This window comes from Sporosarcina sp. A2 (assembly GCF_050858885.1).
In the GTDB taxonomy this organism is placed as follows: Bacteria; Bacillota; Bacilli; order Bacillales_A; family Planococcaceae; genus Sporosarcina.
In genome coordinates this window covers 2,610,826-2,635,188 of sequence record NZ_CP193898.1, presented here as the reverse complement: position 1 = coordinate 2,635,188, position 24,363 = coordinate 2,610,826, and the positions used below count along the sequence as shown (strand labels likewise).

The following is a 24,363-nucleotide window of genomic DNA, read 5'->3' as shown; positions in this document are numbered from 1 at the left end:
TCCAATCCCCGTTATATCAAGGGATTGGACGTTTTTTAAAAAAGTTTCACAAAAAGTGTTGACGAATAGCGAAAGACTGTCTATAATAATAAAAGTCGACAAGGAACAACAACGACAAACGACAAACTACAACAATCATAACGGCCCCTTGGTCAAGCGGTTAAGACACCGCCCTTTCACGGCGGTAACACGGGTTCGAATCCCGTAGGGGTCACCATGTTCTTTCTAAATAGTAATTGTGGGGTATAGCCAAGCGGTAAGGCAACGGACTTTGACTCCGTCACTCGTTGGTTCGAATCCAGCTACCCCAGCCAAGTTTTTCAAACTCTGTTTGAGAAACTTTGCGGGAAGTACCAAAAGGTATTTCTAGCACTATCTAAGTTCAAATTGTACGAGCCATTAGCTCAGTTGGTAGAGCATCTGACTTTTAATCAGAGGGTCGCAGGTTCGAATCCTGCATGGCTCACCATTTACTATTAAAAACTTAAAACTTAAAACTTGAACTTAACGCTTGACAAACTTTACTTATCATGTATAATAAAGGATGTCGAAAAAATAATAAATTAAGCGGTAGTGGCGGAATGGCAGACGCGCTAGGTTGAGGGCCTAGTGGGGGTTAACCCCGTGGAGGTTCAAGTCCTCTTTACCGCACCAAATATACTTATAGATCTTAGCGAGCGCCCGTAGCTCAATTGGATAGAGCGTCTGACTACGGATCAGAAGGTTGTGGATTCGACTTCTGCCGGGCGCGCCATCATATAACGCGGGTGTAGTTTAGTGGTAAAACCTCAGCCTTCCAAGCTGATGATGAGGGTTCGATTCCCTTCACCCGCTCCATTATTTATAACCTTATGAACCTTGAAAACTGAACAGCAAAATGTCAACGAAATATCGTTTGGGAAACTGGTTTTACCGGTAAACAAACACAAACAGATCTTAATTGATCTGATAGACATCTTAAATGATGCCAGTACGAATTGAGCAATCAATTCTCTTTATGGAGAGTTTGATCCTGGCTCAGGACGAACGCTGGCGGCATGCCTAATACATGCAAGTCGAGCGAATCAATTGGAGCTTGCTCCTTTTGATTAGCGGCGGACGGGTGAGTAACACGTGGGCAACCTGCCCTGCAGATGGGGATAACTCCGGGAAACCGGGGCTAATACCGAATAATCAGTTCCTTCGCATGAAGGAACTCTGAAAGACGGTTTCGGCTGTCACTGCAGGATGGGCCCGCGGCGCATTAGCTAGTTGGTGGGGTAATGGCCTACCAAGGCAACGATGCGTAGCCGACCTGAGAGGGTGATCGGCCACACTGGGACTGAGACACGGCCCAGACTCCTACGGGAGGCAGCAGTAGGGAATCTTCCACAATGGACGAAAGTCTGATGGAGCAATGCCGCGTGAGTGAAGAAGGTTTTCGGATCGTAAAGCTCTGTTGCGAGGGAAGAACACGTACGGGAGTAACTGCCCGTACCTTGACGGTACCTCGTCAGAAAGCCACGGCTAACTACGTGCCAGCAGCCGCGGTAATACGTAGGTGGCAAGCGTTGTCCGGAATTATTGGGCGTAAAGCGCGCGCAGGCGGTCCTTTAAGTCTGATGTGAAAGCCCACGGCTCAACCGTGGAGGGTCATTGGAAACTGGGGGACTTGAGTACAGAAGAGGAAAGCGGAATTCCACGTGTAGCGGTGAAATGCGTAGAGATGTGGAGGAACACCAGTGGCGAAGGCGGCTTTCTGGTCTGTAACTGACGCTGAGGCGCGAAAGCGTGGGGAGCAAACAGGATTAGATACCCTGGTAGTCCACGCCGTAAACGATGAGTGCTAAGTGTTAGGGGGTTTCCGCCCCTTAGTGCTGCAGCTAACGCATTAAGCACTCCGCCTGGGGAGTACGGCCGCAAGGCTGAAACTCAAAGGAATTGACGGGGACCCGCACAAGCGGTGGAGCATGTGGTTTAATTCGAAGCAACGCGAAGAACCTTACCAGGTCTTGACATCCCACTGACCGGCATGGAGACATGCCTTTCCCTTCGGGGACAGTGGTGACAGGTGGTGCATGGTTGTCGTCAGCTCGTGTCGTGAGATGTTGGGTTAAGTCCCGCAACGAGCGCAACCCTTAATCTTAGTTGCCATCATTCAGTTGGGCACTCTAAGGTGACTGCCGGTGACAAACCGGAGGAAGGTGGGGATGACGTCAAATCATCATGCCCCTTATGACCTGGGCTACACACGTGCTACAATGGACGGTACAGAGGGCTGCAAACCCGCGAGGGTAAGCGAATCCCAGAAAACCGTTCCCAGTTCGGATTGTAGGCTGCAACTCGCCTGCATGAAGCCGGAATCGCTAGTAATCGTGGATCAGCATGCCACGGTGAATACGTTCCCGGGTCTTGTACACACCGCCCGTCACACCACGAGAGTTTGTAACACCCGAAGTCGGTGGGGTAACCCTTAGGGGAGCTAGCCGCCGAAGGTGGGACAGATGATTGGGGTGAAGTCGTAACAAGGTAGCCGTATCGGAAGGTGCGGCTGGATCACCTCCTTTCTAAGGATATATGTCAGTGGAACATCCTTGTGATGAAGAAGCTGCACATTCGGAAATGAACCTTTGGTTCATAGCGTTGACATTTTGCGTTCAGTTTTGAAGGTTTATATGGTACTTCGAGCAATCGTCGTTTCTTATATATTCTTCAAAACTTGTTCATTGAAAACTGGATAAAACAACATTGAAGCAACAAATCAAGATAATCAACCGAGTCGGACACATTTATGTGAGCCGAACAGCGATTCTTTTGTTCTTTCTTTTTAATCATCGCTGATTGAAAGAAGAACGTTAACTTTTGGTTAAGTTAGAAAGGGCGCACGGTGGATGCCTTGGCACTAGGAGCCTAAGAAGGACGGCACTAACACCGATATGCTTCGGGGAGCTGTAAGTAAGCTTTGATCCGAAGATTTCCGAATGGGGAAACCCACCATCTTTAATAGGATGGTACGTATTTGTGAATACATAGCAAATACGAGGCAAACCCGGAGAACTGAAACATCTAAGTATCCGGAGGAAGAGAAAGAAAAATCGATTCCCTGAGTAGCGGCGAGCGAAACGGGAAAAGCCCAAACCAGGAAGCTTGCTTCCTGGGGTTGTAGGACACTCTATACGGAGTTACAAAAGGATGAGTTAGGCGAAGCGATCTGGAAAGGTCCGCCAAAGAGGGTAAAAGCCCCGTAACCGAAAATTCATCCCCTCCAGAGTGGATCCTGAGTACGGCGGAACACGTGAAATTCCGTCGGAATCCGGGAGGACCATCTCCCAAGGCTAAATACTCCCTAGTGACCGATAGTGAACCAGTACCGTGAGGGAAAGGTGAAAAGCACCCCGGAAGGGGAGTGAAATAGATCCTGAAACCGTGTGCCTACAAGTTGTCAGAGCCCGTTAATGGGTGATGGCGTGCCTTTTGTAGAATGAACCGGCGAGTTACGATTCCATGCGAGGTTAAGCAGAGAATGCGGAGCCGCAGCGAAAGCGAGTCTGAATAGGGCGAATGAGTATGGGGTCGTAGACCCGAAACCAGGTGATCTACCCATGTCCAGGGTGAAGGTAAGGTAACACTTACTGGAGGCCCGAACCCACGTACGTTGAAAAGTGCGGGGATGAGGTGTGGGTAGCGGTGAAATTCCAATCGAACCTGGAGATAGCTGGTTCTCTCCGAAATAGCTTTAGGGCTAGCCTCAAACGTTAAGAATCTCGGAGGTAGAGCACTGTTTGGACTAGGGGCCCATCCCGGGTTACCGAATTCAGACAAACTCCGAATGCCGATGATTTATGTTTGGGAGTCAGACTATGGGTGATAAGGTCCATAGTCGAGAGGGAAACAGCCCAGACCGCCAGTTAAGGTCCCAAAGTATTCGTTAAGTGGAAAAGGATGTGGCGCTGCCCAGACAACCAGGATGTTGGCTCAGAAGCAGCCATCATTTAAAGAGTGCGTAATAGCTCACTGGTCGAGTGGCGCTGCGCCGAAAATGTATCGGGGCTAAACGAATCACCGAAACTGCGGATTGACACCTTTGGTGTCAGTGGTAGGAGAGCGTTCCAAGGGCGTTGAAGCTAGACCGGAAGGACTGGTGGAGCGCTTGGAAGTGAGAATGCCGGTATGAGTAGCGAAAGAAGGGTGAGAATCCCTTCCACCGAATGCCCAAGGTTTCCTGAGGAAGGCTCGTCCACTCAGGGTCAGTCGGGACCTAAGTCGAGGCCGATAGGCGTAGACGATGGACAACAGGTTGATATTCCTGTACTACCTCCCCACCGTTTGAGTGATGGGGTGACGCAGAAGGATAGGGTGAGCGCGCTGTTGGTTATGCGCGTCTAAGCAGTGAGGTGTGAAACGAGGCAAATCCCGTTTCTAATACATTGAGCTGTGATGGCAAGGGGTGTATACCCTGGAGTCCCTGATTTCACACTGCCAAGAAAAGCCTCTAACGAGGTGGGAGGTACCCGTACCGCAAACCAACACAGGTAGGCGAGGAGAGAATCCTAAGGTGATCGAGAGAACTCTCGTTAAGGAACTCGGCAAAATGACCCCGTAACTTCGGGAGAAGGGGTGCTCTGGTAGGGTGAATAGCCCGAGAGAGCCGCAGTGAATAGGCCCAGGCGACTGTTTAGCAAAAACACAGGTCTCTGCAAAACCGTAAGGTGACGTATAGGGGCTGACGCCTGCCCGGTGCTGGAAGGTTAAGAGGAGAGGTTAGCGCAAGCGAAGCTTTGAATTGAAGCCCCAGTAAACGGCGGCCGTAACTATAACGGTCCTAAGGTAGCGAAATTCCTTGTCGGGTAAGTTCCGACCCGCACGAAAGGCGTAACGATCTGGGCACTGTCTCAACGAGAGACTCGGTGAAATTATAATATGCGTGAAGATGCGCATTACCCGCGACAGGACGGAAAGACCCCGTGGAGCTTTACTGTAGCCTGATATTGAATTCCGGTGCAGCCTGTACAGGATAGGTAGGAGCCTAAGAGACCGGAGCGCTAGCTTCGGAGGAGGCAATGGTGGGATACTACCCTGGCTGTATTGGACTTCTAACCCTTGCCCGTGATCCGGGCAGGAGACAGTGTCAGGCGGACAGTTTGACTGGGGCGGTCGCCTCCTAAAGAGTAACGGAGGCGCCCAAAGGTTCCCTCAGAATGGTCGGACATCATTCGTAGAGTGCAAAGGCATAAGGGAGCTTGACTGCGAGACCTACAAGTCGAGCAGGGTCGAAAGACGGGCTTAGTGATCCGGTGGTTCCGCATGGAAGGGCCATCGCTCAACGGATAAAAGCTACCCCGGGGATAACAGGCTTATCTCCCCCAAGAGTCCACATCGACGGGGAGGTTTGGCACCTCGATGTCGGCTCATCGCATCCTGGGGCTGTAGTCGGTCCCAAGGGTTGGGCTGTTCGCCCATTAAAGCGGTACGCGAGCTGGGTTCAGAACGTCGTGAGACAGTTCGGTCCCTATCCGTCGCGGGCGCAGGAAATTTGAGAGGAGCTGTCCTTAGTACGAGAGGACCGGGATGGACACACCTCTGGTGTACCAGTTGTCTTGCCAAAGGCATCGCTGGGTAGCTATGTGTGGACGGGATAAATGCTGAAAGCATCTAAGCATGAAGCCCCCCTCGAGATGAGATTTCCCATTACGCAAGTAAGTAAGATCCCTCAAAGATGATGAGGTGGATAGGTCTGGTGTGGAAGCATGGCGACATGTGGAGCTGACAGATACTAATAGATCGAGGACTTTCCCAAATATAAGTTAGAGAGCCGTAAGGCTGTCTTGAATTCAATGTTGATTTTATCCAGTTTTGAATGAATAAAAATTCTTTCAAAAAAACTCTTGTGTATTGCATACTATGTAGTATATAATAGTAAATGTCCTTGAAAAAGGATTAGCAAGATTGTCTGGTAATGATGGCGAAGAGGTCACACCCGTTCCCATACCGAACACGGAAGTTAAGTTCTTCAGCGCCGATGGTAGTAGGGGGCTTCCCCCTGTGAGAGTAGGACGTTGCCAGGCAGTTTCATTTTATTATTTGGTCCCGTGGTGTAGCGGTTAACATGCCTGCCTGTCACGCAGGAGATCGCCGGTTCGATCCCGGTCGGGACCGCCATTTAATTTAAACTTACAAACCGATTTGGGGGATATCCCTGGGTCGGTTTTTTTATGATTATATGCATACGGTGTGCGGTTCCGTGCATTTTCCGGTACACTGAATACATCACTTGAAAAGGATCGGATTCTATTATGAAGAAACAAATACATGTTACCTCTCTTGAGGAAACCGTGCGTCTTGCACACCAATTAGCTAAACTACTGACGCCGCCTGATGTCGTTACACTTGAAGGCGATCTCGGGGCAGGGAAGACTACATTTACCCAAGCACTTGCTAAAGGTCTTGGGGTGGAGCGGACGGTAAGTAGCCCGACCTTTACGATTATTAAACAATATGAAGGCACCTATCCCTTGAATCACTTGGATGTCTATCGCTTAGAGAATAGTGAAGAAGATTTAGGATGGGACGAGTTGTTTTATGGAGAGGCTATTTCCATTGTTGAATGGGCCCAGTACATTGAACAGGATCTCCCGCAGGATCGACTTGCTATTCGTATTACTCGGACGGGCGACACCGCTCGCACGATTGAATTTGAACCGACTGGAAGTCATTTTATTAAGATTTGTGAGGCGATTACCCGATGATTTGGTTAGGAATTGATACAGCGAATGCACCTTTGTCCGTAGCTCTTGTACAGGATGGACGTATTTTGTGTGAGCAAACGTCATCGTTTGCACGGACACACTCCATTCAAGCCATGCCAGCAATTGAACATTTATTAAAAGAAGCGAACTTGCGTCCTGCCGATTTAGAGGCAATTGCAGTCTCTCAAGGGCCAGGATCTTACACAGGTGTCCGTATTGGTGTGACACTGGCGAAAACGCTTGCTTGGACGTTGAAAATCCCATTGGTTGGAGTATCTAGTTTAGAAGTGATTGCAGCAAACGCAGTTCCTTTTGAAGGTGTTATTTGCCCGATCTTTGATGCACGACGTGGCAATGTTTATAGTGGACTTTATAAATCCAAGGATGAACGACTACATCGAATCTGGGTAGACCGACATGGCTCTCTTGATGAGTTTCTGGAAGATATCGCTGTGATCGATCAGCCTGTATTATTTATCGGTGTGGATGTGGATATTCACAAAACAAAAATTAGTGCAGCGCTCGGTGAGCAGGCGGTTTTTGCTCCGTTTCCTCAACAACTTCCACGTGCTTCACAAGTAATCAGTCTGGCAGAACAACGTGTGCCTACTGTAGACATCCATCAGTTTGTTCCGAATTACCATCGGGTTACAGAAGCAGAAACGAATTGGCTGAACGACCAAAAACAGGTGACTTCAAATGATTGATGCAATTGTCTATCGTCAAATGGATGCCAAGGATATCGAAGCAGTTGTCGCTACAGAAACAGAAGTCTTCACGACACCGTGGTCTGCTGAAGTATTTGCACATGAACTGACAGGAAACGATTATGCTACATACATAGTCGCGGTGTGCGAGAACGAAGTAGTCGGCCACGTTGGTATGTGGGTCGTACTTGATGAATGTCATATCACGAATGTGGCTGTCCGTAAAAGTCATCAAGGGCACGGGATCGGGGAAGCACTCATGCGTCAAGCCATGAACCTATGCCGGAGTAACGGCGTGGTCGCTATGTCGCTAGAAGTTCGTGTGAGTAACGAGACAGCTAGAAATTTGTATCGTAAGCTCGACTTTAAAGATGGTGGAATTCGTAAAAACTATTATTCTGACGACCATGAAGATGCGCTCGTCATGTGGGTGGAATTATGATGAAAAAAGATGTGTATATACTAGGAATTGAAACGAGTTGTGATGAAACGGCAGCATCGATTGTTAAAAATGGAACTGTAATTGTTTCGAACGTTGTCGCTTCGCAAATCGAAAGCCAAAAGCGCTTTGGTGGAGTTGTTCCGGAAATCGCTTCACGTCATCACGTAGAAGAAATAACAGTTGTCATTGAGCAGGCATTACAGGAAGCACAGCTAACGCCAGCTGAACTGGATGCGGTAGCTGTTACAGAAGGACCTGGGCTTGTAGGAGCTCTTCTCATAGGTATAAATGCAGCTAAAGCATTTGCCTTTGCGAATTCACTTCCGATTATAGGTGTGCATCACATTGCAGGGCATATTTACGCCAATCAACTTGTAGAGCCGATGGAGTTTCCGTTGCTCGCACTAATTGTTTCAGGTGGACATACGGAAATGGTCATTATGCGCGAGCACGGATCCTTTGAGCTTATTGGAGAGACACGTGATGACGCAGCAGGTGAAGCGTATGATAAAGTAGCTCGTGTGCTGGGACTTCCATATCCAGGAGGACCCCATGTAGATAAGCTAGCACTTGCGAGTGACACAGCCGTTGAATTTCCAAGAGCATGGCTAGAAAAGGATTCATACGATTTTAGTTTCAGTGGCCTTAAATCTGCAGTCATTAATTATAAGCACAACTTGGAACAGCGCGGAGGTACGTTAGATGCTGGAGCCGTGGCTGCTGGATTCCAACAAAGTGTTGTAGAAGTCATTACTGTTAAAGCAGTACGAGCAGCGAAAGAGTACCAAGTGAAGCAAGTGATTGCAGCTGGTGGAGTTGCAGCGAATAAAGGCTTAAGAGCTTCACTGGAGCAAGCTTTTACTGAACAAGGTATTCCGTTCAGCGTGCCTCCCATCTCACTATGTACAGACAATGCAGCAATGATTGCCGCTGCAGGAACAGAGATGTATTTAAGTGGGGTTCGAGGGGATCTTTCTATGAACGGAAGACCGGGAATTCAACTGTCCTCGTGGAGTAACTAATCAAACATGGAAATCGTCAGAATTTGACGAATTCCATGTTTTTTTGATATTTAGAGAAAAGGGTTTGTCAATAGAGAACATTCGTACTTATGCACAATTTGTGGATAAGGTGTGCATAAGGTAGTGTAAGGTGGATAAGTGAAGCTAGAAGGTTGAATAACTTTGTGGATCAAAAATGCTTTTTATGTGGATAACGTGGATAACTTTGTGGATTGCGATAAAACCGGTATTTTTAGTGTGGATAAGATTGTGGAAAACGAGTTTGATAAGATGTCGAATTGGGGTGTACATCTGTTGACCGGTGACGGATTTCACCTTGATTTGCTAAAAAGTGACCACGCTTAGTTCGTGCGCAGAATCGAATTAAAAAAAGCAGCGGAAGTGTCCGCTGCTTGTGGAGTTTGTTATATGGTTTCGAGTTCTTCTTGCATCTCGAGCCATTCCTCTGCTTGCGTATCATGAGTTTCCTGTAGCGAATCAATCTCTGCTTGTAGTTCCATCAACTTCACATGATCATCAGCGTGTTCTGGCTTGCTTAACTCATCTTGTAACGAAGCGATTTGTTCGTCCAGCTTAGCCATGCTCACTTCTACTTGCTCAATGGCTCTATTTAGACGACGTTCCGCTTTCTGACGTTCTTTATCCACTTCCTGTGGACGACTTTTCGCAACAACTGTTGGTTGCTGTGCAGCAAGAGACTCCGCGAGCAATTCAGCTTGTTCGATTTTCTTTTCTACGAAGTAATCATAGTCACCGAGGTATTCGACAGCTCCTGATGCGCTCAGGTCGAATACTTTGGTTGCTATTCGGTTAATGAAATAGCGGTCGTGGGAAACGAATAGAATTGTTCCAGGGAAGTCATCTAATGCATTCTCGAGTACTTCTTTACTGTCCAGGTCCAAATGGTTCGTCGGCTCATCCAATATCAGTGTATTTGATTTCTCGAGCATCAACTTAGCGAGAGAAAGACGTGCTTTTTCTCCACCAGACAACGATTGTACAGGCTTACCAACATCGTCACCCGTAAACAGAAAGCGACCTAGTAAACTGCGGATATCCTTTTCGTTCATCAGTGGCCAGTCATCCCAGATTTCTTGCAACACGGTCCCTGAACCGATAAGCGTTGCCTGATTTTGGTCGTAGTAGCCGAACTGAACGTTCGTCCCGTAACGGATTTCTCCGGCAAGTAACTCCTGTTGACGAACTATTGTTTTCAACAATGTCGATTTGCCGACTCCGTTTGGTCCAAGAATTGCGATCCGGTCTTGTTTATATACGCGCATGTCGATATTCGAAGAAACGGCATTGCCATCATAACCGACAGCTGCTTTATCAACTGCCAGTACATCATTTCCACTTGGACGGTCAATTGTGAACGAGAAGTTCGCTGACTTTTCCTCACCGTCAGGAGAATCCATCCACTCAGTGCGTTCTAACTGTTTTCGACGACTCTTCGCCATTTTACTTGTCGAAGCACGAGCAATGTTCTTTTGGATGAAATCTTCGAGTTTCGCTTTTTCACCGGATTCTTTTTCGAACATTTTCCGGTCTTTTTCATAGTTCTTCGCTTTTTCATCTAAGTACGCACTGTAGTTTCCAGTGAATCGCGCGACTTTCCGTCGGGACACTTCATAGACAAGCGTTACGACTTGGTCGAGGAAGTATCGGTCATGGGATACGATCAGTAAAGCACCCTCATAAGATTTCAAATAATTCTCAAGCCAACCTAACGTTTCAATATCCAAATGGTTCGTCGGCTCATCGAGTATAAGCAGATCGGGTTTACTCAGCAGCATTTTTGCTAGAGCAAGACGCGTCTTCTGGCCACCTGAAAGCAGATTTACAGACTTCTCGTAATCCTCCGGGTAGAACCGCATTCCATGTAATATTGAACGGGTGTCTGACTCGTATTGGTATCCACCGCTATCTTTAAATTCCAGTTGGAGAGAGTCGTATTCCCCCATAACGCGTTCGGAAGTTGTGGGATCCCCGTAGACATCAGGATCTGCCATTTGTGCTTCTAGAGAACGCAAACGACGTTCCATCGCTTGAAGCGGTTCAAACACTGTCATCATTTCATCCCAAATGGTTAGCTCTGTTTCGAGTCCGCTATGCTGCTCCAAGTATCCAATACGGACACCTTTCGGGACAATAATGTCACCAGTATCGGCGCTTGTTTCACCGGCAATTATTTTAAGTAGTGTGGATTTACCGGCTCCATTTCGGCCGACAAGCGCCACACGATCACGGTGTTGTACTTCCAACTTAACATTTTCCAATATATCAGTGCCTGAAAACGACTTCGTTACACCGTTCACTTGCAAGATTATCATCGTGTCACCTCTATTTTCATTCTACTTCAGTCTACTGGAATGGGGGGATTGGTGCAATCACCGGCTTTACAACAGACCGCTTCTCCTGTACGATAAAAGCGATTCGATACAGCAGCAGGAGGTTTACGATGGCTGAAGAACCGGTTAAAATTCCCCAGGCAACGTCCAAACGCTTGCCGTTGTACTATCGATTTTTACAAAACTTCGCGAATAGCGGGAAGAAGAGGGTTTCTTCAAGCGAATTGAGTGAGGCAATGAAAATCGATGCAGCGACGATACGTCGTGACTTTTCGCATTTTGGTGCGCTTGGTCGTAAAGGCTATGGGTACGATGTCGATTATCTCGTCAGTTTTTTTAGAAAGACGCTTGATCAAGACGAAGCAACCGATGTGGCGTTAATTGGTGTAGGTAGTCTCGGATCGGCTTTCATGAAATACAATTTTCATAAGAACCACAATACACGTATTGTTATTGCGTTTGACCCGAAAGCCCCTCCTGAAGGAAAGATGGTTGCGGATATCCCTGTATACCATCCAGATAGAATTGAGGAGAAATTGACTGAACTAGGAATTGACTTAGTGATTTTGACTGTACCTTCCCGTGCTGCCCAACAGCTGACAGATAGGCTTGCAACAATCGGGATTAAAGGGATTCTCAACTTCACGACAATTCGACTCACAGTTCCACCATCGATTCGTGTTCATACGATAGACTTGTCGGTCGAGTTGCAATCTCTTATTTACTTCATAAAAAATGACGTAAAAGATTCACAATTATAGGATTGCATGAATAGTCATTTCGTGTGATTTGGTGTAGAATAGACATATTCAGAGGGAGGTGTCCGAGATGTCACCAGGTATTGGAAGTCTACTTATTATTGCTGTCATTGCCCTTCTCATTTTCGGACCGAAAAAGTTGCCTGAAATCGGCAAAGCATTCGGTTCTTCACTACGCGAATTTAAAAATGCGACCAAGGGTCTTGTAGAAGACGACGACGCAAAAACAGACGTTAAAAAAGTTGAAGATAAGAAAGAAGTGCAATAAGTTAGGATGTCTGTCTAATGGAAGAACGTACACAAACCATTATTGAGCATATAGAAGAAATTCGAAAACGACTGATTACAATCGTCGTTTTCTTTGCAGTTTCAGTCATTGGCGGATTTTTACTAGCGAAACCGCTTATTAAGTTCTTGCAATCCAATGGCCCTGCTGCGGATTTACCGCTAAATGCCTTCAACGTCATTGATCCGATAGCGATTTACTTAAAAGTAGTTGTGTTCATCGGAATCGTAATTATTTTGCCGATTATCATGTATCAGTTTTGGGCATTCGTTTCACCGGGTTTATTAGAAACGGAACGACGAGTGACGCTCAGTTATATCCCGTTTGCATTTTTCCTGTTTCTTTCAGGAATTGCATTTTCCTATTTTGTGCTGTTGCCCTATGTCATCAAGTTCATGGAGACGTTATCAGCCGATTTAGGAATTACGCAAACGATAGGTATTAACCAATACTTCTCGTTCTTGTTCCAAATCTTGTTGCCATTCGGATTTGTATTCCAGCTACCGGTCGTCTTATTGTTCCTTTCAAGACTCGGTTTTTTGGATCCGAAAGTGTTGACGAAGTTCAGGAAAGTCGCATACTTTGTTTTGTTCGTCATCGCGGCGTTCATTACACCACCTGATTTGGTCTCCCACTTATTTGTTACTGTACCGTTGTTCTTGCTGTATGAGGTGAGCATTATCATTGCCCGCGTCGGTTATCGTAAGTTCTTAAAAGCGGAAGAGAAGCGCATAGTGGTAGAAGAAGAAGCAGAACGTTTGCGGTTGTTTGAAGAGGCGAAGGCTGAGCAACAACGGCAAATTGATGAAGTCAATGCACGGATGAAGGATTAAGAATCCTAACAAAAAGACTTGCTAACCGGATAACGGTTGCAAGTCTTTTTTGTGTTTAAAGTTGTACATTTGGGTAATGTATCAAATCCAATGGAAGAAAGTGATGATGGATTGTTGAAGCTTTTGGAGTTCCAAGATTTTGTCTTGGTTAAGCATGATGATCATAACAAATCCATTCATGAGCATGTGAGAAATCATCGGTGTCCAAATGCGCTTAGATCGATAGTAAACGTATGAAAAGACAAGCCCTGGCATAAGGTACGTAAGTATGTGCTCTAGCTCGTTGTGAACCGCAGCGAAAACCAAGGCACTTACTATTGTTGCAATCCAGAAGTTCGTTTTCGTATAGAGACCACCGAACAGAACGCGCCGGAAGACGATCTCTTCTAGTATTGGAGCAAACAGTACAATACAGATAATGAGTATCGGTGCAACAGCCGCAATTTCTGTAAGCTGAGCGGTACTCGCTGATCCTTCGGTAATGCCAATTGCTCGTTCAATAGCACCTGCTATCATTTGGCCACCGAGTGCCAAGAAGAATCCGAGGACTCCCCATACTATCGCTTTCCAGACAGGGTCTTTCTTTCCTTTAAAGACCGTCCAAAACTTCTTGTCAGAGCGAGTTACGAGGAAGATTGCGAGAATCGCTAGGATATTCGCAACGAACAAGCCCCATGCAAATCCATTATATGCAGCTTCCTGTACGTCATAGCCATTTGCTTTGAACAGTGCAATCATGCCTTTTGAAATCGGTAGACTGCCAAATTGCATGGCGATATATAGAAGAAGGATGGTCAAGTATAGCATCCAAGGTTTCATTGTATTTTGTTTCAAAAGAATCGATCCTTTCCATATAAGTATTGATAAGTGTATCGGTTTTACAAAAGAAGCGCAAAGAGTATGAAGGAACGATTTGTTTTGCTTGCAATTCATTCGTCGTTTTATTATGATAAGTAGTGTATTAGCACTCCTGTTGAGTGAGTGCTAAATTAAGAAGAACCGTTTAGAGGAGGGTGTTTCATTTGTTGAAACCATTGGGTGATCGTATTGTAATTGAACTAATCGAAGTGGAAGAAAAAACGTCAAGCGGCATCGTATTACCAGATTCCGCAAAAGAAAAGCCGCAAGAAGGTAAAGTTATTGCAGTCGGTACAGGCCGCGTTCTCGAAAACGGCCAGCGTGTCGAGCTTGAAGTAAAAGAAGGCGACCGCATTATCTTCTCAAAATATGCAGGTACTGAAGTTAAATATGAAGGCAATGAATACTTAATATTACGTGAGAGCGACATTCTAGCAACTATCTAAGGATGTGCATCACTTTGACAATTAATTCAAACCAGGGGGGACTCATTCATTATGGCTAAAGAAATTAAATTTAACGAAGACGCACGTAGCGCAATGATGCGCGGTGTGGATACATTAGCGAACGCTGTAAAAGTTACACTTGGACCTAAAGGACGTAACGTCGTTCTTGAGAAAAGCTTCGGTTCACCACTGATTACGAATGACGGAGTAACGATTGCTAAAGAAATCGAACTGGAAGATGCATTCGAAAACATGGGTGCGAAACTTGTGGCTGAAGTGGCTTCAAAAACAAACGAAATCGCTGGTGACGGTACAACAACTGCAACCGTTCTTGCTCAAGCAATGATCCGTGAAGGCTTGAAGAACGTTACAGCTGGTGCAAACCCTGTTGGTATCCGTAAAGGTATCGAAAAAGCAGTTGCAACAGCAGTTGAAGAGTTGAAAGGTATTTCTGATGAAATCGAAAGCAAGCAAGAAATTGCACAAGTTGCTGCAATCTCTTCAGGCGACGAAGAAGTCGGTAATCTAATTGCTGAAGCGATGGAGCGCGTTGGAAACGATGGCGTCATCACACTTGAGGAATCTAAAGGTTTCACAACAGAGCTAGACGTAGTAGAAGGTATGCAATTCGACCGTGGTTATGCGTCTGCGTACATGGCAACAGACACAGATAAGATGGAAGCAGTTCTCGACAATCCATATATCTTAATTACAGATAAGAAAATCAACAACATTCAAGAAATCCTTCCAGTACTTGAGCAAGTCGTTCAACAAGGTAAGCCGTTGTTGATGATTGCTGAAGACGTTGAAGGCGAAGCACTCGCAACACTTGTTGTGAACAAGCTACGTGGTACGTTCAATGCAGTTGCAGTGAAAGCTCCTGGATTCGGAGATCGTCGTAAAGCTATGCTTGAAGACATCGCGATTCTAACTGGTGGCGAAGTGATTACTGAAGATATCGGTCTTGACTTGAAATCTACAGACATCGCACAACTTGGACGAGCTTCGAAGGTTGTTGTAACGAAAGATAACACAACGATTGTAGAAGGAACTGGAGATGCAGATACTATCTCAGCTCGCGTAGGTCAAATCCGTGCACAACTCGAAGAATCTACTTCTGAGTTCGACAAAGAGAAACTCCAAGAGCGTCTAGCAAAACTTGCTGGCGGCGTTGCAGTTATCAAAGTCGGTGCAGCTACTGAAACAGAATTAAAAGAACGCAAACTTCGCATCGAAGACGCTTTGAACTCGACACGTGCAGCAGTCGAAGAAGGTATCGTTTCCGGTGGTGGTACAGCGCTCATCAACGTATACAAAAAAGTAGAATCATTGCTTGAAGGCGTAGAAGGCGACGTAGCAACAGGCGTGAAAATCGTCCTTCGTGCACTTGAAGAGCCAGTACGTCAGATCGCAACAAACGCGGGTCTTGAAGGTTCTATCGTCGTGGATCGTCTGAAGCGCGAAGAAGTCGGCATTGGCTTTAACGCAGCAAACGGCGAGTGGGTTAACATGGTCCAAGCAGGTATCGTGGATCCAACGAAGGTAACGCGTTCAGCACTACAAAACGCAGCATCTGTCGCAGCGATGTTCCTATCGACTGAAGCAGTAGTTGCTAACCTACCAGAACCAGCAGGTGGCGGCATGCCTGACATGGGCGGTATGGGTGGAATGGGCGGCATGATGTAAGAAGCCGCTTCAACCCTTGATATGTATGGGGTTGTATGTAAGGTGAAAGTGAAATGCTAACATAAAGGATTATAATCGAGGCCTCTCATTAGTTGTGCAAACTTTTGAGATGCTTCTTTTTTTCGTTTTTTGGGTAACATGGAGATGGACAAGTTATTGTTTCATCTGTCTGGATGTTTTATCCGCTCACTATTATCGATACATCAGAAGTTTAAGTCACACCTAACCCTTGTATTTAGTAGGATCGATGTGATGGTTATTGTATTATGGATAATAGAACGACTGCCTCAATAAATATTTAAAATATAAAAATTAAGGGGAATTACATGACCTGGAGCAAATTGAAGAAAAATCTGGAGAGTTTTCTCTGCCCTGCATTAAATGGAAGGGTTGAATACCGTGCAAGCAGCTATCGTTATTTACCTGATAAAGCAGGAACTTGTTATATTGCGGTAGATAAAAAGAATGTCCTCAATATGAGTGATACAAATACCTTAATCAGATGGTATCAAACAGAGCTAGAAATTAAGAATGATTCAGATATCCAAATTCCTATCAACAATGAGGTAATTGAAGCGGTAAGAAACGAAACCAAGGGGATAATTCCTGAGGATCGTCTACAAGTAATTGCAAGGGGTAGAAAATTATCAGAACATGCAAAGGAGCTTTTGTCAGCACAGTCATCATTAAGTAAATCAAATTTTATTGTTGTAGCTAATAAGTTTTTATCCACTCCTATAGAGGAGAGCATAGAGAGCAATGACATCCTATTGAATATTCTAGCTTTGGTGGACAGGAGGGTTGGAAAAAAACGAATTATAAACATGACCGAGAAGATTAAATTGAAGCATCCAATTGTTCAGTACTTTTATGAATTACGAATTAGTACATTATGATAATAAATAACTAGTATGGGGTATCTGTGCGACAAACAATCACGAATGTTTAAACATCTGTGATTGTTGAAACAAACGCAATAGTTTCTTGCACAGGTACTCACAGTTCCAACTCCTTTTTAGGAGTTGGCGTTTTTGTCTTGGACAGAAATCAATTAGTAATAGACGGCCGTCGACCTTCGTTGCAGTGGAGGCATTTCTAGAGCACGATTTCAGCAGGACGACGCTACCTTAGGCTGTTTCATTTATTACTCATTCCCAACCTTAGCGGATACCTCTAAATCGACCAAAGTGATTTTGATGCGATAAGATATCCTGAGAGTATCCAGTTGAGTGGCCATCGATTTTATTCCAATAGACTTGAATTCAGTTGAACAAAGCCAAAAACCTTTAAATAACTGACCTTTCAATGAATTGGGAAGATAACGGAGCGTATTGACAGCTGCTAAGGCTACCTATATCCTTTAATATAAGTTTTTGTATGAGACATGCAACGCGAATTCAAATCGTGTTGCATTTTTTTTTTGCAGAAGTTGTAGAAAAGTATATGAGAAGAAGGGGAAGCGTTAACTGCGACTGTTTTGGAAAACATTATAGATATGTAAGTGAAACGAAAATTGGAGGAGAGCTATGACGAGAGAATATTGGAAGAGTATACGTCAAAAGATTGATTGGCCTGTATTTCTATGGAGTGGCGGTATATTGATGGCATTCGTGCTGTTCTCACTATTTAAAGTAGATCAGGTGAGTAATTTTGTAAATAAGGGGTTTGATTTATCCATTCGCTACTTCGGGGCGTATTGGCAATTTCTAATGATGGCCACCTTTGTAGTAGGTGCGGTAATAGCGGGTTCAAAGTATGGCAAAGTCCGTTTGGGCGATGCAAAGAAGCCTGAGATGTCTTATTTTAAATGGGTAGCCGTAATTTTGACAACGGGTCTCGGAGCAGGCGGAGTCTTTTGGGCAGCAGCAGAGCCTATGTATTATTTTCTAGACGTGCCTCCTATGCACAAAGGGATAGAATCCGGTACTATTGATGCGATTGGGCCTGCATTGGCTCAAAGTTACATGTCGTGGGGCTTCACTGCGTGGTCTGTATATGGTGCAATTAGTTCGATCATTTTGATTTACGCACATAAACATAAGGGGATGCCGTTAAAACCGAGAACCCTATTGTATCCAATTTTGAAAGAAAGAATTTTAACTAGCAAATGGGGCACGGCTGCCGATGTAATTTGTATCATAGGTGCTGCCGCTGGTACAATCGGTCCAATCGGTTTTCTTGGGTTGCAAGTCAGTTATGGAGTTAGTTCGATCTTTGGTTTACCGGATACATTCCTAACGCAGCTCTCGGTCATCGTTATTTTGACAGGAGTCGTACTCGTATCCACTCTTACAGGTATCGAGAAGGGAATTCAGTTTTTAAGTAAGCTGAACGTAAACTTAGTAGTGGTGATTGCCGTCTTCCTAATCGTATTCGGTCCGGGGCTATTCATCGTCAACACATTCATGTCTTCCTTCGGTACGTATATTAATGATTTCGTGAGCATTAGTACATTCCGTGGGGACGAGGCGTGGCTTGGAAGCTGGATGCTATTCTTCTTCGGATGGTTTATAGGATTTGGCCCATTGGTGGCATTGTTCGTCGCAAGAATATCCAACGGGAGAAAAATTCGTGAAATATTTTTAGTAGTTGCTGTAATAGCACCTATCGTCACAAACTTTTGGTTCACGGTACTTGGCGGAACGGGTATCTTCTACGAATTAAATAACGCAGGTTCCGTCAGTGGTCCGTTGCATGAAGGCGGATTACCGAGTGCGATTATCGCTATAGCGGAACAAATGCCGTTAGGATTCATCATGCCTACTGTATTCTTAGTTTTGACTACGCTATTTGTAGTAACAACAGTAGACTCCATGTCGTATTCTATTTCCATGGCGGTAACAGGTGACGGAAATCCTCCAAAAGTCGTTCGTGTATTTTGGGCAGTCATCATGGCCACAATCGCCACGATCCTAATCGAAATCGGTGGCGGAGGAATCGGCGCTTTGCAGTCATTTGTCGTCATAGCTGCAGTTCCAGTATCCCTACTTTTACTCCCAGTCATATGGTACGCACCGAAAGTGGCGAAAATACTGGCGATTGAACAGGGGATTGTTGAGAAAGAGTAGTGTGGCGCGCTTCGCTTTTTAAGGTGAAGGTCGTCTGTGTGGAAGAATATGTAGTGAAGGCATGAGATGTCCGCCTGTGCACGATGCAATTCGTATACAGTTTTGGATACATCTGCTTTATAAAGCATAGATGATTATCGAAACAATCAAGAAAGCTTATATAATAAGTCCTTTCGCTAATCCAACTGTCTAAACTTAAAAAGCGTCGACTCCTTACATTGGAGTTGACGTTTTTGTGCTTCATGGCACTATCTGAAGCTTATCTACTTTAACGGGTGGAACAAACTAATTGACTGTAAAAAAATGACGTGTTATTATTACTTTGAATTCAAGGTAATTAATTCTTCTTGAGCAGCTGGCGGAGAAATTACGATAGATGAACTGCTTGCTTACAATACTGGCGAGCAATTTGCATAAAAAGTACAACGTAACAGAGAAATTAGCTTGGAAGTTCAAGCTATTTATCTTTTGATTAAATATAGCTTGAATTCAAGGTGATTTGACGGAATTAGAGAGGGGAGAACAGCATGAATGGTTTGAAGGGTATTCACCATGTAACAGCGATTACTAGCAGTGCTGAAAAAAATTATGAGTTTTTCACATACACATTAGGTATGCGGTTAGTTAAGAAAACAGTGAATCAGGATGATATTCGGACCTATCATTTATTCTTTGCAGACGATATAGGGTCAGCCGGTACAGATATGACATTTTTCGATTTTCCGGGTATTCAAAAAGGGACTCATGGCACGAATGAGATATACAAAACTGGGTTTCGTGTACCGACAGATGCGGCACTGGACTATTGGATGAAACGCTTTGATAAATACAACGTGACCCACACGGGCATCCGAGAAGTTTTCGGAAAGAAAGCCATTACGTTCACCGATTTCGACGAACAACATTATATGCTGATTTCAGATGAGCATAACGCAGGTATCGTATCAGGCACTCCATGGCAACAGGGTCCCGTTCCTCTGGAATTTGCGATTACGGGATTAGGGCCAATCCATATTCGGATAGCACAGTTTGACTACTTTAAAGAGATGCTTGAAAAGGTGATGCTGTTTAAAGAAGTGGCAGCAGAAGGTTCTCTGCATCTATTCGAAGTGGGTGAAGGTGGAAATGGGGCGCAAGTGATTGTAGAACACAACACATCTCTTCCGGATAGTCGTCAAGGGTACGGAACGGTGCACCATGCCGCTTTTCGAGTAGAGGATACGAATGTGTTAAACGAGTGGATTGATCGTTTGCAATCATTCGGTTTAACCACTTCCGGGTATGTAGACCGATTTTTCTTTGAATCCCTATATGCTCGTGTAGCTCCTGGAATTCTTTTTGAATGGGCCACAGACGGACCGGGTTTCATGGGGGATGAACCTTATGAAACTGTTGGTGAGATTTTGTCGCTGCCACCATTTCTAGAAGGGAAACGGGAACAGATTGAGGCGATTGTGCGGCCGATAAACACCGTAAGGAGCACGCTCCACATAGAAAAAGAGTACTTGTAGAAAGAGGGAACTCAATTATGCAGCATATTTTCAGAAGAGGGACCAAGGAAGAGAAACCGGTGTTAGTACTACTACATGGCACTGGCGGCACAGAGCATGACTTACTGTCGTTAGCAGAACTAGTTGACCCTGAAGCGTCAGTGCTTAGTGTGCGTGGTAACGTATTGGAGAATGGTATGCCTCGTTTCTTTAAACGGTTAGCAGAAGGCATATTTGACGAAGAAGATTTAGTTTTCCGGACGAAAGAGCTGAAAGACTTCTTAGCACAGGCGGCCATAGACTACCAATTCGACCCGTCAAATATAGTAGCTATCGGCTATTCAAATGGTGCTAATATTGCAGCTAGTTTGCTGTTCCATTATGACAATGCAGTAAAGGGAGCCATTTTGCATCATCCGATGGTGCCAATACGTAATGTCCCCATGCCAGATTTAACAGGGATTCACGTATGGATCGGAGCGGGAGCAAACGACCCGATTTGTCCGCAGGAAGAATCGGTTGAGTTGAAGAACTTGTTGGAAGAAGCAGGTGCATCGGTTGGAATCCATTGGGAACATGCAGGCCATCAATTAACAAAGCTAGAAGTGAACGCCGCTAAAGCATGGTATCAACAAAACTTTAGTTAAAAATTCTAAGGATTTTCACATATGAGGTTACCTGTTTATACAGGCATAAAAAATCGGATTTAAGAGAATTTTATATAAAATGGAGGAATTTGAAATGACAAAATGGACAGTAGACCAATCGCACTCAACAGTAGGTTTTGAAGTGAAACATATGATGGTATCCAAAGTGAGAGGTCAATTTGACGCGTACACGTCAACTATTGAAGCAGCAGACTTAACAGATCTTACAACTGCAAACGTTGCTTTCAATTTCGACGTGGCAAGTCTCAATACGCATTCAGTAGATCGTGATAATCATTTGAAGTCAGCAGATTTCTTTGATGTTGAGAACTTTTCGGAAATCACATTCCAATCCACTGACATTGTAAAAGCGGGCGATGATTACAAAGTTACTGGCGACTTGAAGATTAAAGGCGTCACGAAAGCAGTAACCTTTGACGTTGGGTTCGGCGGCAAAGGACTGGATCCATGGGGGAATGAAGTATATGGGTTCGAAGCGGAAACGAAAATCAACAGAGAAGAGTTCGGGCTGACTTGGAATACTGCTCTTGAAACAGGTGGAGTGCTAGTTGGTAGAGACATCAAAATCAAAGTCGAGCTTGAAGTAAACCCTGCATCCTAATTCAGTAGTGAATCTAAAACTTTTGTAATCTAAATATGATTTTCTAAATAGAAGATAAGGGTGTTTACGCAACTGCGACAAAATCCCGCCTACCAATTCCAATGATAGTGGAATTGGCAGGTGGGATTTTTTATATGATGAACGTCAAGCGAAACCCGGCAATTAAATTGATAGAAAGAGCATGGAACTTGTGAGTGGTGTGTGAATAACAGTCATGAGCGTTGGAACAAACACGAAAGTTTAGTACACACAAAAAAAAGAACAAAAACCGGTACAAACGCATAGTGTATAAGGACATTAGTTTAATTAGGAGTGGAATCTAATGAAATCTCCCTGGATTAACTATGAGGAAATACAACAAATCAACATAACACGAAACGAGACTTTAATTTTCACAGTAGGCCAAGATCTTACTGAGCTACAAACTAATGACTCTCAATCATTAATCGAGTCTGAAACGCAATGGGATGCAGATGGATTAGGCAATCCAGTAAACGAGACACCTACAGATGACCTAAATAATTTAAAGGGTATTCCGGATAAGGCACTTCCTCAAAATTCACATGAACAAATTATTGAAAGTAAAGAAACAAGTATTTTTGGAGTGCTCAAAAAAATAAAAGAAATTCAATCGAAATCTGTAAAAAGTCGTCCAGTTTCGCGCACTGACAGCTTTAACAAAAGCGACTCTAAGAGTGAGACGATTGAGTCTACCGACCTAAAACCAGCTCGCCACTTCGTATTATCACGCGAACATAGTAATTTACCTGAACCCCAATTGGGGCTCAGGGTTAAAAAAACTATAGAAAATAATCAAGCCCCTACTAGCAGTGACTCCTTACTAATTGTTAACATGCCAAATACTTTGGATGTTGTTGAAATGATAGATCCGAAAAATCCTACAGATGAAACTATAAAGTCGGGAATCACTCAACTTCTGCATGTACTGAAAACGATTCAAACGAACAAAACCGACGCACCTTTAGAATCACCTATTATTCAGGAGTTACCAGTTATTGAAGAAATCGCTGAGATGGTTCCTGTTATTGAATCGAAAGCTGAATATGACACCATATCTGATGAGGACGTCCACATGGAGGTTGACGAGGCAGTGGACTCAAAAAGCATTCATCTAGAAGAGAAAAATAGCGAGTCCAAACAAATGAGTCTATTTCGATTGAGAAGCCTATTGAAAAAAGTACCACCGAAACAAGTCGATAAAACTCTAGAATCGCCTAGTAATCATGTTGTACCAGTTCATATAGAGATTGCAGAGATAGATCACATGAATGATTTGCAACCAGAGCTGGAACCACATGCCAAACAGGAAACTGAAGATATTGTCAAGTCAACTCAAACAAATGAAGCTAGTCCATGTCATCCTGCAGATGAAATGAGGGAGCCTGTCCACAGTGGTGAAGTTTATAGTAAAACGATTAAAAGTCCCTTTTCTACTATAGTAACTATTGATGACTTTCAATACTCACCCATCTTTGGAGAAATACACAAAAGCTCATTTGATTTCTTAGCAACAACTGATTCGGAAAATGTGCAAGTAGATACCCAATTTGTAAGTACATCTACTTATTATCCAGAACAGCTTTCATGTTTGTTAGTGAGTTCAGTCATTCATGAAATTATCTATTTAACAAACATTCCCTCGGCAAGCAAAGTGGGAAAACATGGATCTATTAGCTCCGAATCTACTGTAAATGCACTTCATAGTTCATCAAAAAAAGATGAAACGAATCATGCAATTGATGCCCGTGAGTTCATAAAGATTAGAGTTCCGGTTGTAGTTGGAGAATACACTGTTGAACTATGTATAGAAGAAGTAATCCAGTTTGAAGAAAAAGTGTTAAAAGTTAAAGAAATCTCTAAAAAGGTAGTTCTGACAGATTGCCACTTCACGCCCACTCAGTTTTCTAAAAAGCTCGGGGACGGAACACGAAAGGTATCGTGTGGAATTTTATCTGTAGAAGGAATTCTCGTACAAAGCATTAAATACAGCACACAACCGAAGCAAAACAAAAGGGAAATACAAACCATAGAAGGAACTCAGTTACATGAAAAAATCACCTTGGAATTAGTAATTCAATTACTGCAACAACAGGGGGTTCAAGTAAACTATAAGGAGTTAGAACACTATAAAAATCTACACACGTGATTCACCCCGTAACGATTCAGGAGCCCTGAAAACCACATAACTGAACTTCCATTGACATGACTCCGGAATTATTCCAGGGTCATTTTTAAATTGTACTGTCATCGATTATAGACCTGCTTCAACGTGGCTAAAGTCTGTCGTGTTCTACAAATAGCAATTAGGTGCTACTCATCAACTCTACACTTCATACGCATAGTCTCACTTAGTCAAACCCTCCCAACTATGCCTGTTTGCCTGTACCAGTAAAAACGGAAT

The 24,363-nt window shown here is 44.3% G+C and carries 17 protein-coding genes, 7 tRNA genes and 3 rRNA genes; 25 read left to right on the top strand and 2 right to left on the bottom strand.

Annotated features, from left to right (window positions below; all coding sequences use genetic code 11):
• Window positions 1–142: 142 nt before the first annotated feature.
• The 14 genes from ACRPI0_RS13370 to tsaD all read left to right on the top strand — a co-directional run bounded on the left by ACRPI0_RS13370 (window position 143) and on the right by tsaD (window position 8,896).
• Window positions 143–217, top strand: a tRNA-Glu gene (locus ACRPI0_RS13370).
• A gap of 22 nt (window positions 218–239) precedes the next feature.
• Window positions 240–314: transfer RNA gene (locus tag ACRPI0_RS13365), tRNA-Gln, on the top strand.
• A 79-nt stretch (window positions 315–393) separates the two neighbouring features.
• Window positions 394–469, top strand: a tRNA-Lys gene (locus ACRPI0_RS13360).
• 98 nt (window positions 470–567) lie between these two features.
• Window positions 568–654: transfer RNA gene (locus ACRPI0_RS13355), tRNA-Leu, on the top strand.
• Window positions 655–677: 23 nt separating this feature from the next.
• Window positions 678–754 (top strand) — tRNA-Arg (locus ACRPI0_RS13350).
• A gap of 9 nt (window positions 755–763) precedes the next feature.
• Window positions 764–837 (top strand) — tRNA-Gly (locus ACRPI0_RS13345).
• A gap of 157 nt (window positions 838–994) precedes the next feature.
• Window positions 995–2,546: ribosomal RNA gene (locus tag ACRPI0_RS13340) — 16S ribosomal RNA — on the top strand.
• 297 nt (window positions 2,547–2,843) lie between these two features.
• Window positions 2,844–5,776 (top strand): 23S ribosomal RNA (locus tag ACRPI0_RS13335).
• Between the two features lie 152 nt (window positions 5,777–5,928).
• Window positions 5,929–6,044: ribosomal RNA gene (gene rrf, locus ACRPI0_RS13330) — 5S ribosomal RNA — on the top strand.
• The 16S, 23S and 5S rRNA genes sit together here with 7 tRNA genes alongside, the layout of an rRNA operon.
• 18 nt (window positions 6,045–6,062) lie before the next feature.
• Window positions 6,063–6,138 (top strand) — tRNA-Asp (locus ACRPI0_RS13325).
• A gap of 134 nt (window positions 6,139–6,272) precedes the next feature.
• Window positions 6,273–6,725, top strand: a complete 453-nt coding sequence (gene tsaE / locus ACRPI0_RS13320; RefSeq protein WP_432353166.1) for a tRNA (adenosine(37)-N6)-threonylcarbamoyltransferase complex ATPase subunit type 1 TsaE — start codon at window positions 6,273–6,275, stop codon at window positions 6,723–6,725.
• Entirely contained in the window at window positions 6,722–7,432 is a 711-nt protein-coding gene (gene tsaB, locus ACRPI0_RS13315; RefSeq protein WP_432353165.1) for a tRNA (adenosine(37)-N6)-threonylcarbamoyltransferase complex dimerization subunit type 1 TsaB, read from the top strand. The genes tsaE and tsaB overlap by 4 nt, the downstream gene beginning before the upstream one ends.
• Complete coding sequence (rimI, locus tag ACRPI0_RS13310; RefSeq protein ID WP_432353164.1) at window positions 7,425–7,874, top strand: ribosomal protein S18-alanine N-acetyltransferase; 450 nt, start codon at window positions 7,425–7,427, stop codon at window positions 7,872–7,874. The genes tsaB and rimI overlap by 8 nt, the downstream gene beginning before the upstream one ends.
• Complete coding sequence (gene tsaD / locus ACRPI0_RS13305; RefSeq protein ID WP_432355966.1) at window positions 7,874–8,896, top strand: tRNA (adenosine(37)-N6)-threonylcarbamoyltransferase complex transferase subunit TsaD; 1,023 nt, start codon at window positions 7,874–7,876, stop codon at window positions 8,894–8,896. Before rimI ends, tsaD begins: the two co-directional genes overlap by 1 nt.
• A 404-nt stretch (window positions 8,897–9,300) precedes the next feature.
• On the opposite strand, the gene ACRPI0_RS13300 is transcribed toward tsaD, so the two are convergent.
• The gene (locus tag ACRPI0_RS13300; RefSeq protein WP_432353163.1) at window positions 9,301–11,229 is read right to left on the bottom strand and encodes an ABC-F family ATP-binding cassette domain-containing protein; all 1,929 of its coding nucleotides are present in this window, start codon (window positions 11,227–11,229) and stop codon (window positions 9,301–9,303) included.
• Window positions 11,230–11,357: 128 nt separating this feature from the next.
• Here ACRPI0_RS13300 and ACRPI0_RS13295 point away from each other — a divergent pair, with 128 nt between their 5' ends.
• From ACRPI0_RS13295 to tatC, 3 genes are all read left to right on the top strand, one after another.
• The gene (locus ACRPI0_RS13295; protein ID WP_432353162.1) at window positions 11,358–12,008 is read left to right on the top strand and encodes a redox-sensing transcriptional repressor Rex; all 651 of its coding nucleotides are present in this window, start codon (window positions 11,358–11,360) and stop codon (window positions 12,006–12,008) included.
• 67 nt (window positions 12,009–12,075) lie between these two features.
• Complete coding sequence (locus ACRPI0_RS13290) at window positions 12,076–12,273, top strand: twin-arginine translocase TatA/TatE family subunit (protein ID WP_039043679.1); 198 nt, start codon at window positions 12,076–12,078, stop codon at window positions 12,271–12,273.
• Between the two features lie 17 nt (window positions 12,274–12,290).
• Window positions 12,291–13,124: a twin-arginine translocase subunit TatC gene (gene tatC / locus ACRPI0_RS13285; RefSeq protein WP_432353161.1), complete on the top strand. Its 834-nt coding sequence runs from the start codon at window positions 12,291–12,293 to the stop codon at window positions 13,122–13,124.
• 81 nt (window positions 13,125–13,205) lie between these two features.
• Here the strand turns inward: tatC and ACRPI0_RS13280 are convergent, their stop codons facing one another.
• Window positions 13,206–13,943: a CPBP family intramembrane glutamic endopeptidase gene (locus tag ACRPI0_RS13280; protein ID WP_432353160.1), complete on the bottom strand. Its 738-nt coding sequence runs from the start codon at window positions 13,941–13,943 to the stop codon at window positions 13,206–13,208.
• A gap of 203 nt (window positions 13,944–14,146) precedes the next feature.
• Between ACRPI0_RS13280 and groES the strand changes: the two genes are divergently transcribed.
• The 8 genes from groES to ACRPI0_RS13240 all read left to right on the top strand — a co-directional run bounded on the left by groES (window position 14,147) and on the right by ACRPI0_RS13240 (window position 24,108).
• Entirely contained in the window at window positions 14,147–14,428 is a 282-nt protein-coding gene (gene groES / locus ACRPI0_RS13275) for a co-chaperone GroES (RefSeq protein WP_317936039.1), read from the top strand.
• Between the two features lie 51 nt (window positions 14,429–14,479).
• Window positions 14,480–16,114, top strand: coding sequence for a chaperonin GroEL (gene groL / locus ACRPI0_RS13270; protein WP_432353159.1), 1,635 nt, complete (start codon window positions 14,480–14,482; stop codon window positions 16,112–16,114).
• Between the two features lie 326 nt (window positions 16,115–16,440).
• Window positions 16,441–17,010: an SF0329 family protein gene (locus ACRPI0_RS13265; protein WP_432353158.1), complete on the top strand. Its 570-nt coding sequence runs from the start codon at window positions 16,441–16,443 to the stop codon at window positions 17,008–17,010.
• 630 nt (window positions 17,011–17,640) lie between these two features.
• Window positions 17,641–19,182 carry a BCCT family transporter gene (locus tag ACRPI0_RS13260; protein WP_432353157.1) on the top strand — a complete coding sequence of 514 codons (1,542 nt, stop codon included), beginning with the start codon at window positions 17,641–17,643 and terminating at the stop codon, window positions 19,180–19,182.
• 527 nt (window positions 19,183–19,709) lie between these two features.
• A complete protein-coding gene (locus ACRPI0_RS13255; RefSeq protein ID WP_432353156.1) occupies window positions 19,710–20,693 on the top strand; it encodes a ring-cleaving dioxygenase in 984 nt (327 codons plus the stop codon).
• A gap of 14 nt (window positions 20,694–20,707) precedes the next feature.
• Complete coding sequence (locus tag ACRPI0_RS13250) at window positions 20,708–21,319, top strand: alpha/beta hydrolase (protein WP_432355965.1); 612 nt, start codon at window positions 20,708–20,710, stop codon at window positions 21,317–21,319.
• Between the two features lie 94 nt (window positions 21,320–21,413).
• The gene (locus ACRPI0_RS13245; protein WP_432353155.1) at window positions 21,414–21,941 is read left to right on the top strand and encodes a YceI family protein; all 528 of its coding nucleotides are present in this window, start codon (window positions 21,414–21,416) and stop codon (window positions 21,939–21,941) included.
• A gap of 322 nt (window positions 21,942–22,263) precedes the next feature.
• Window positions 22,264–24,108, top strand: a complete 1,845-nt coding sequence (locus ACRPI0_RS13240) for a BC_2427 family protein (RefSeq protein WP_432353154.1) — start codon at window positions 22,264–22,266, stop codon at window positions 24,106–24,108.
• Window positions 24,109–24,363: the final 255 nt, after the last annotated feature.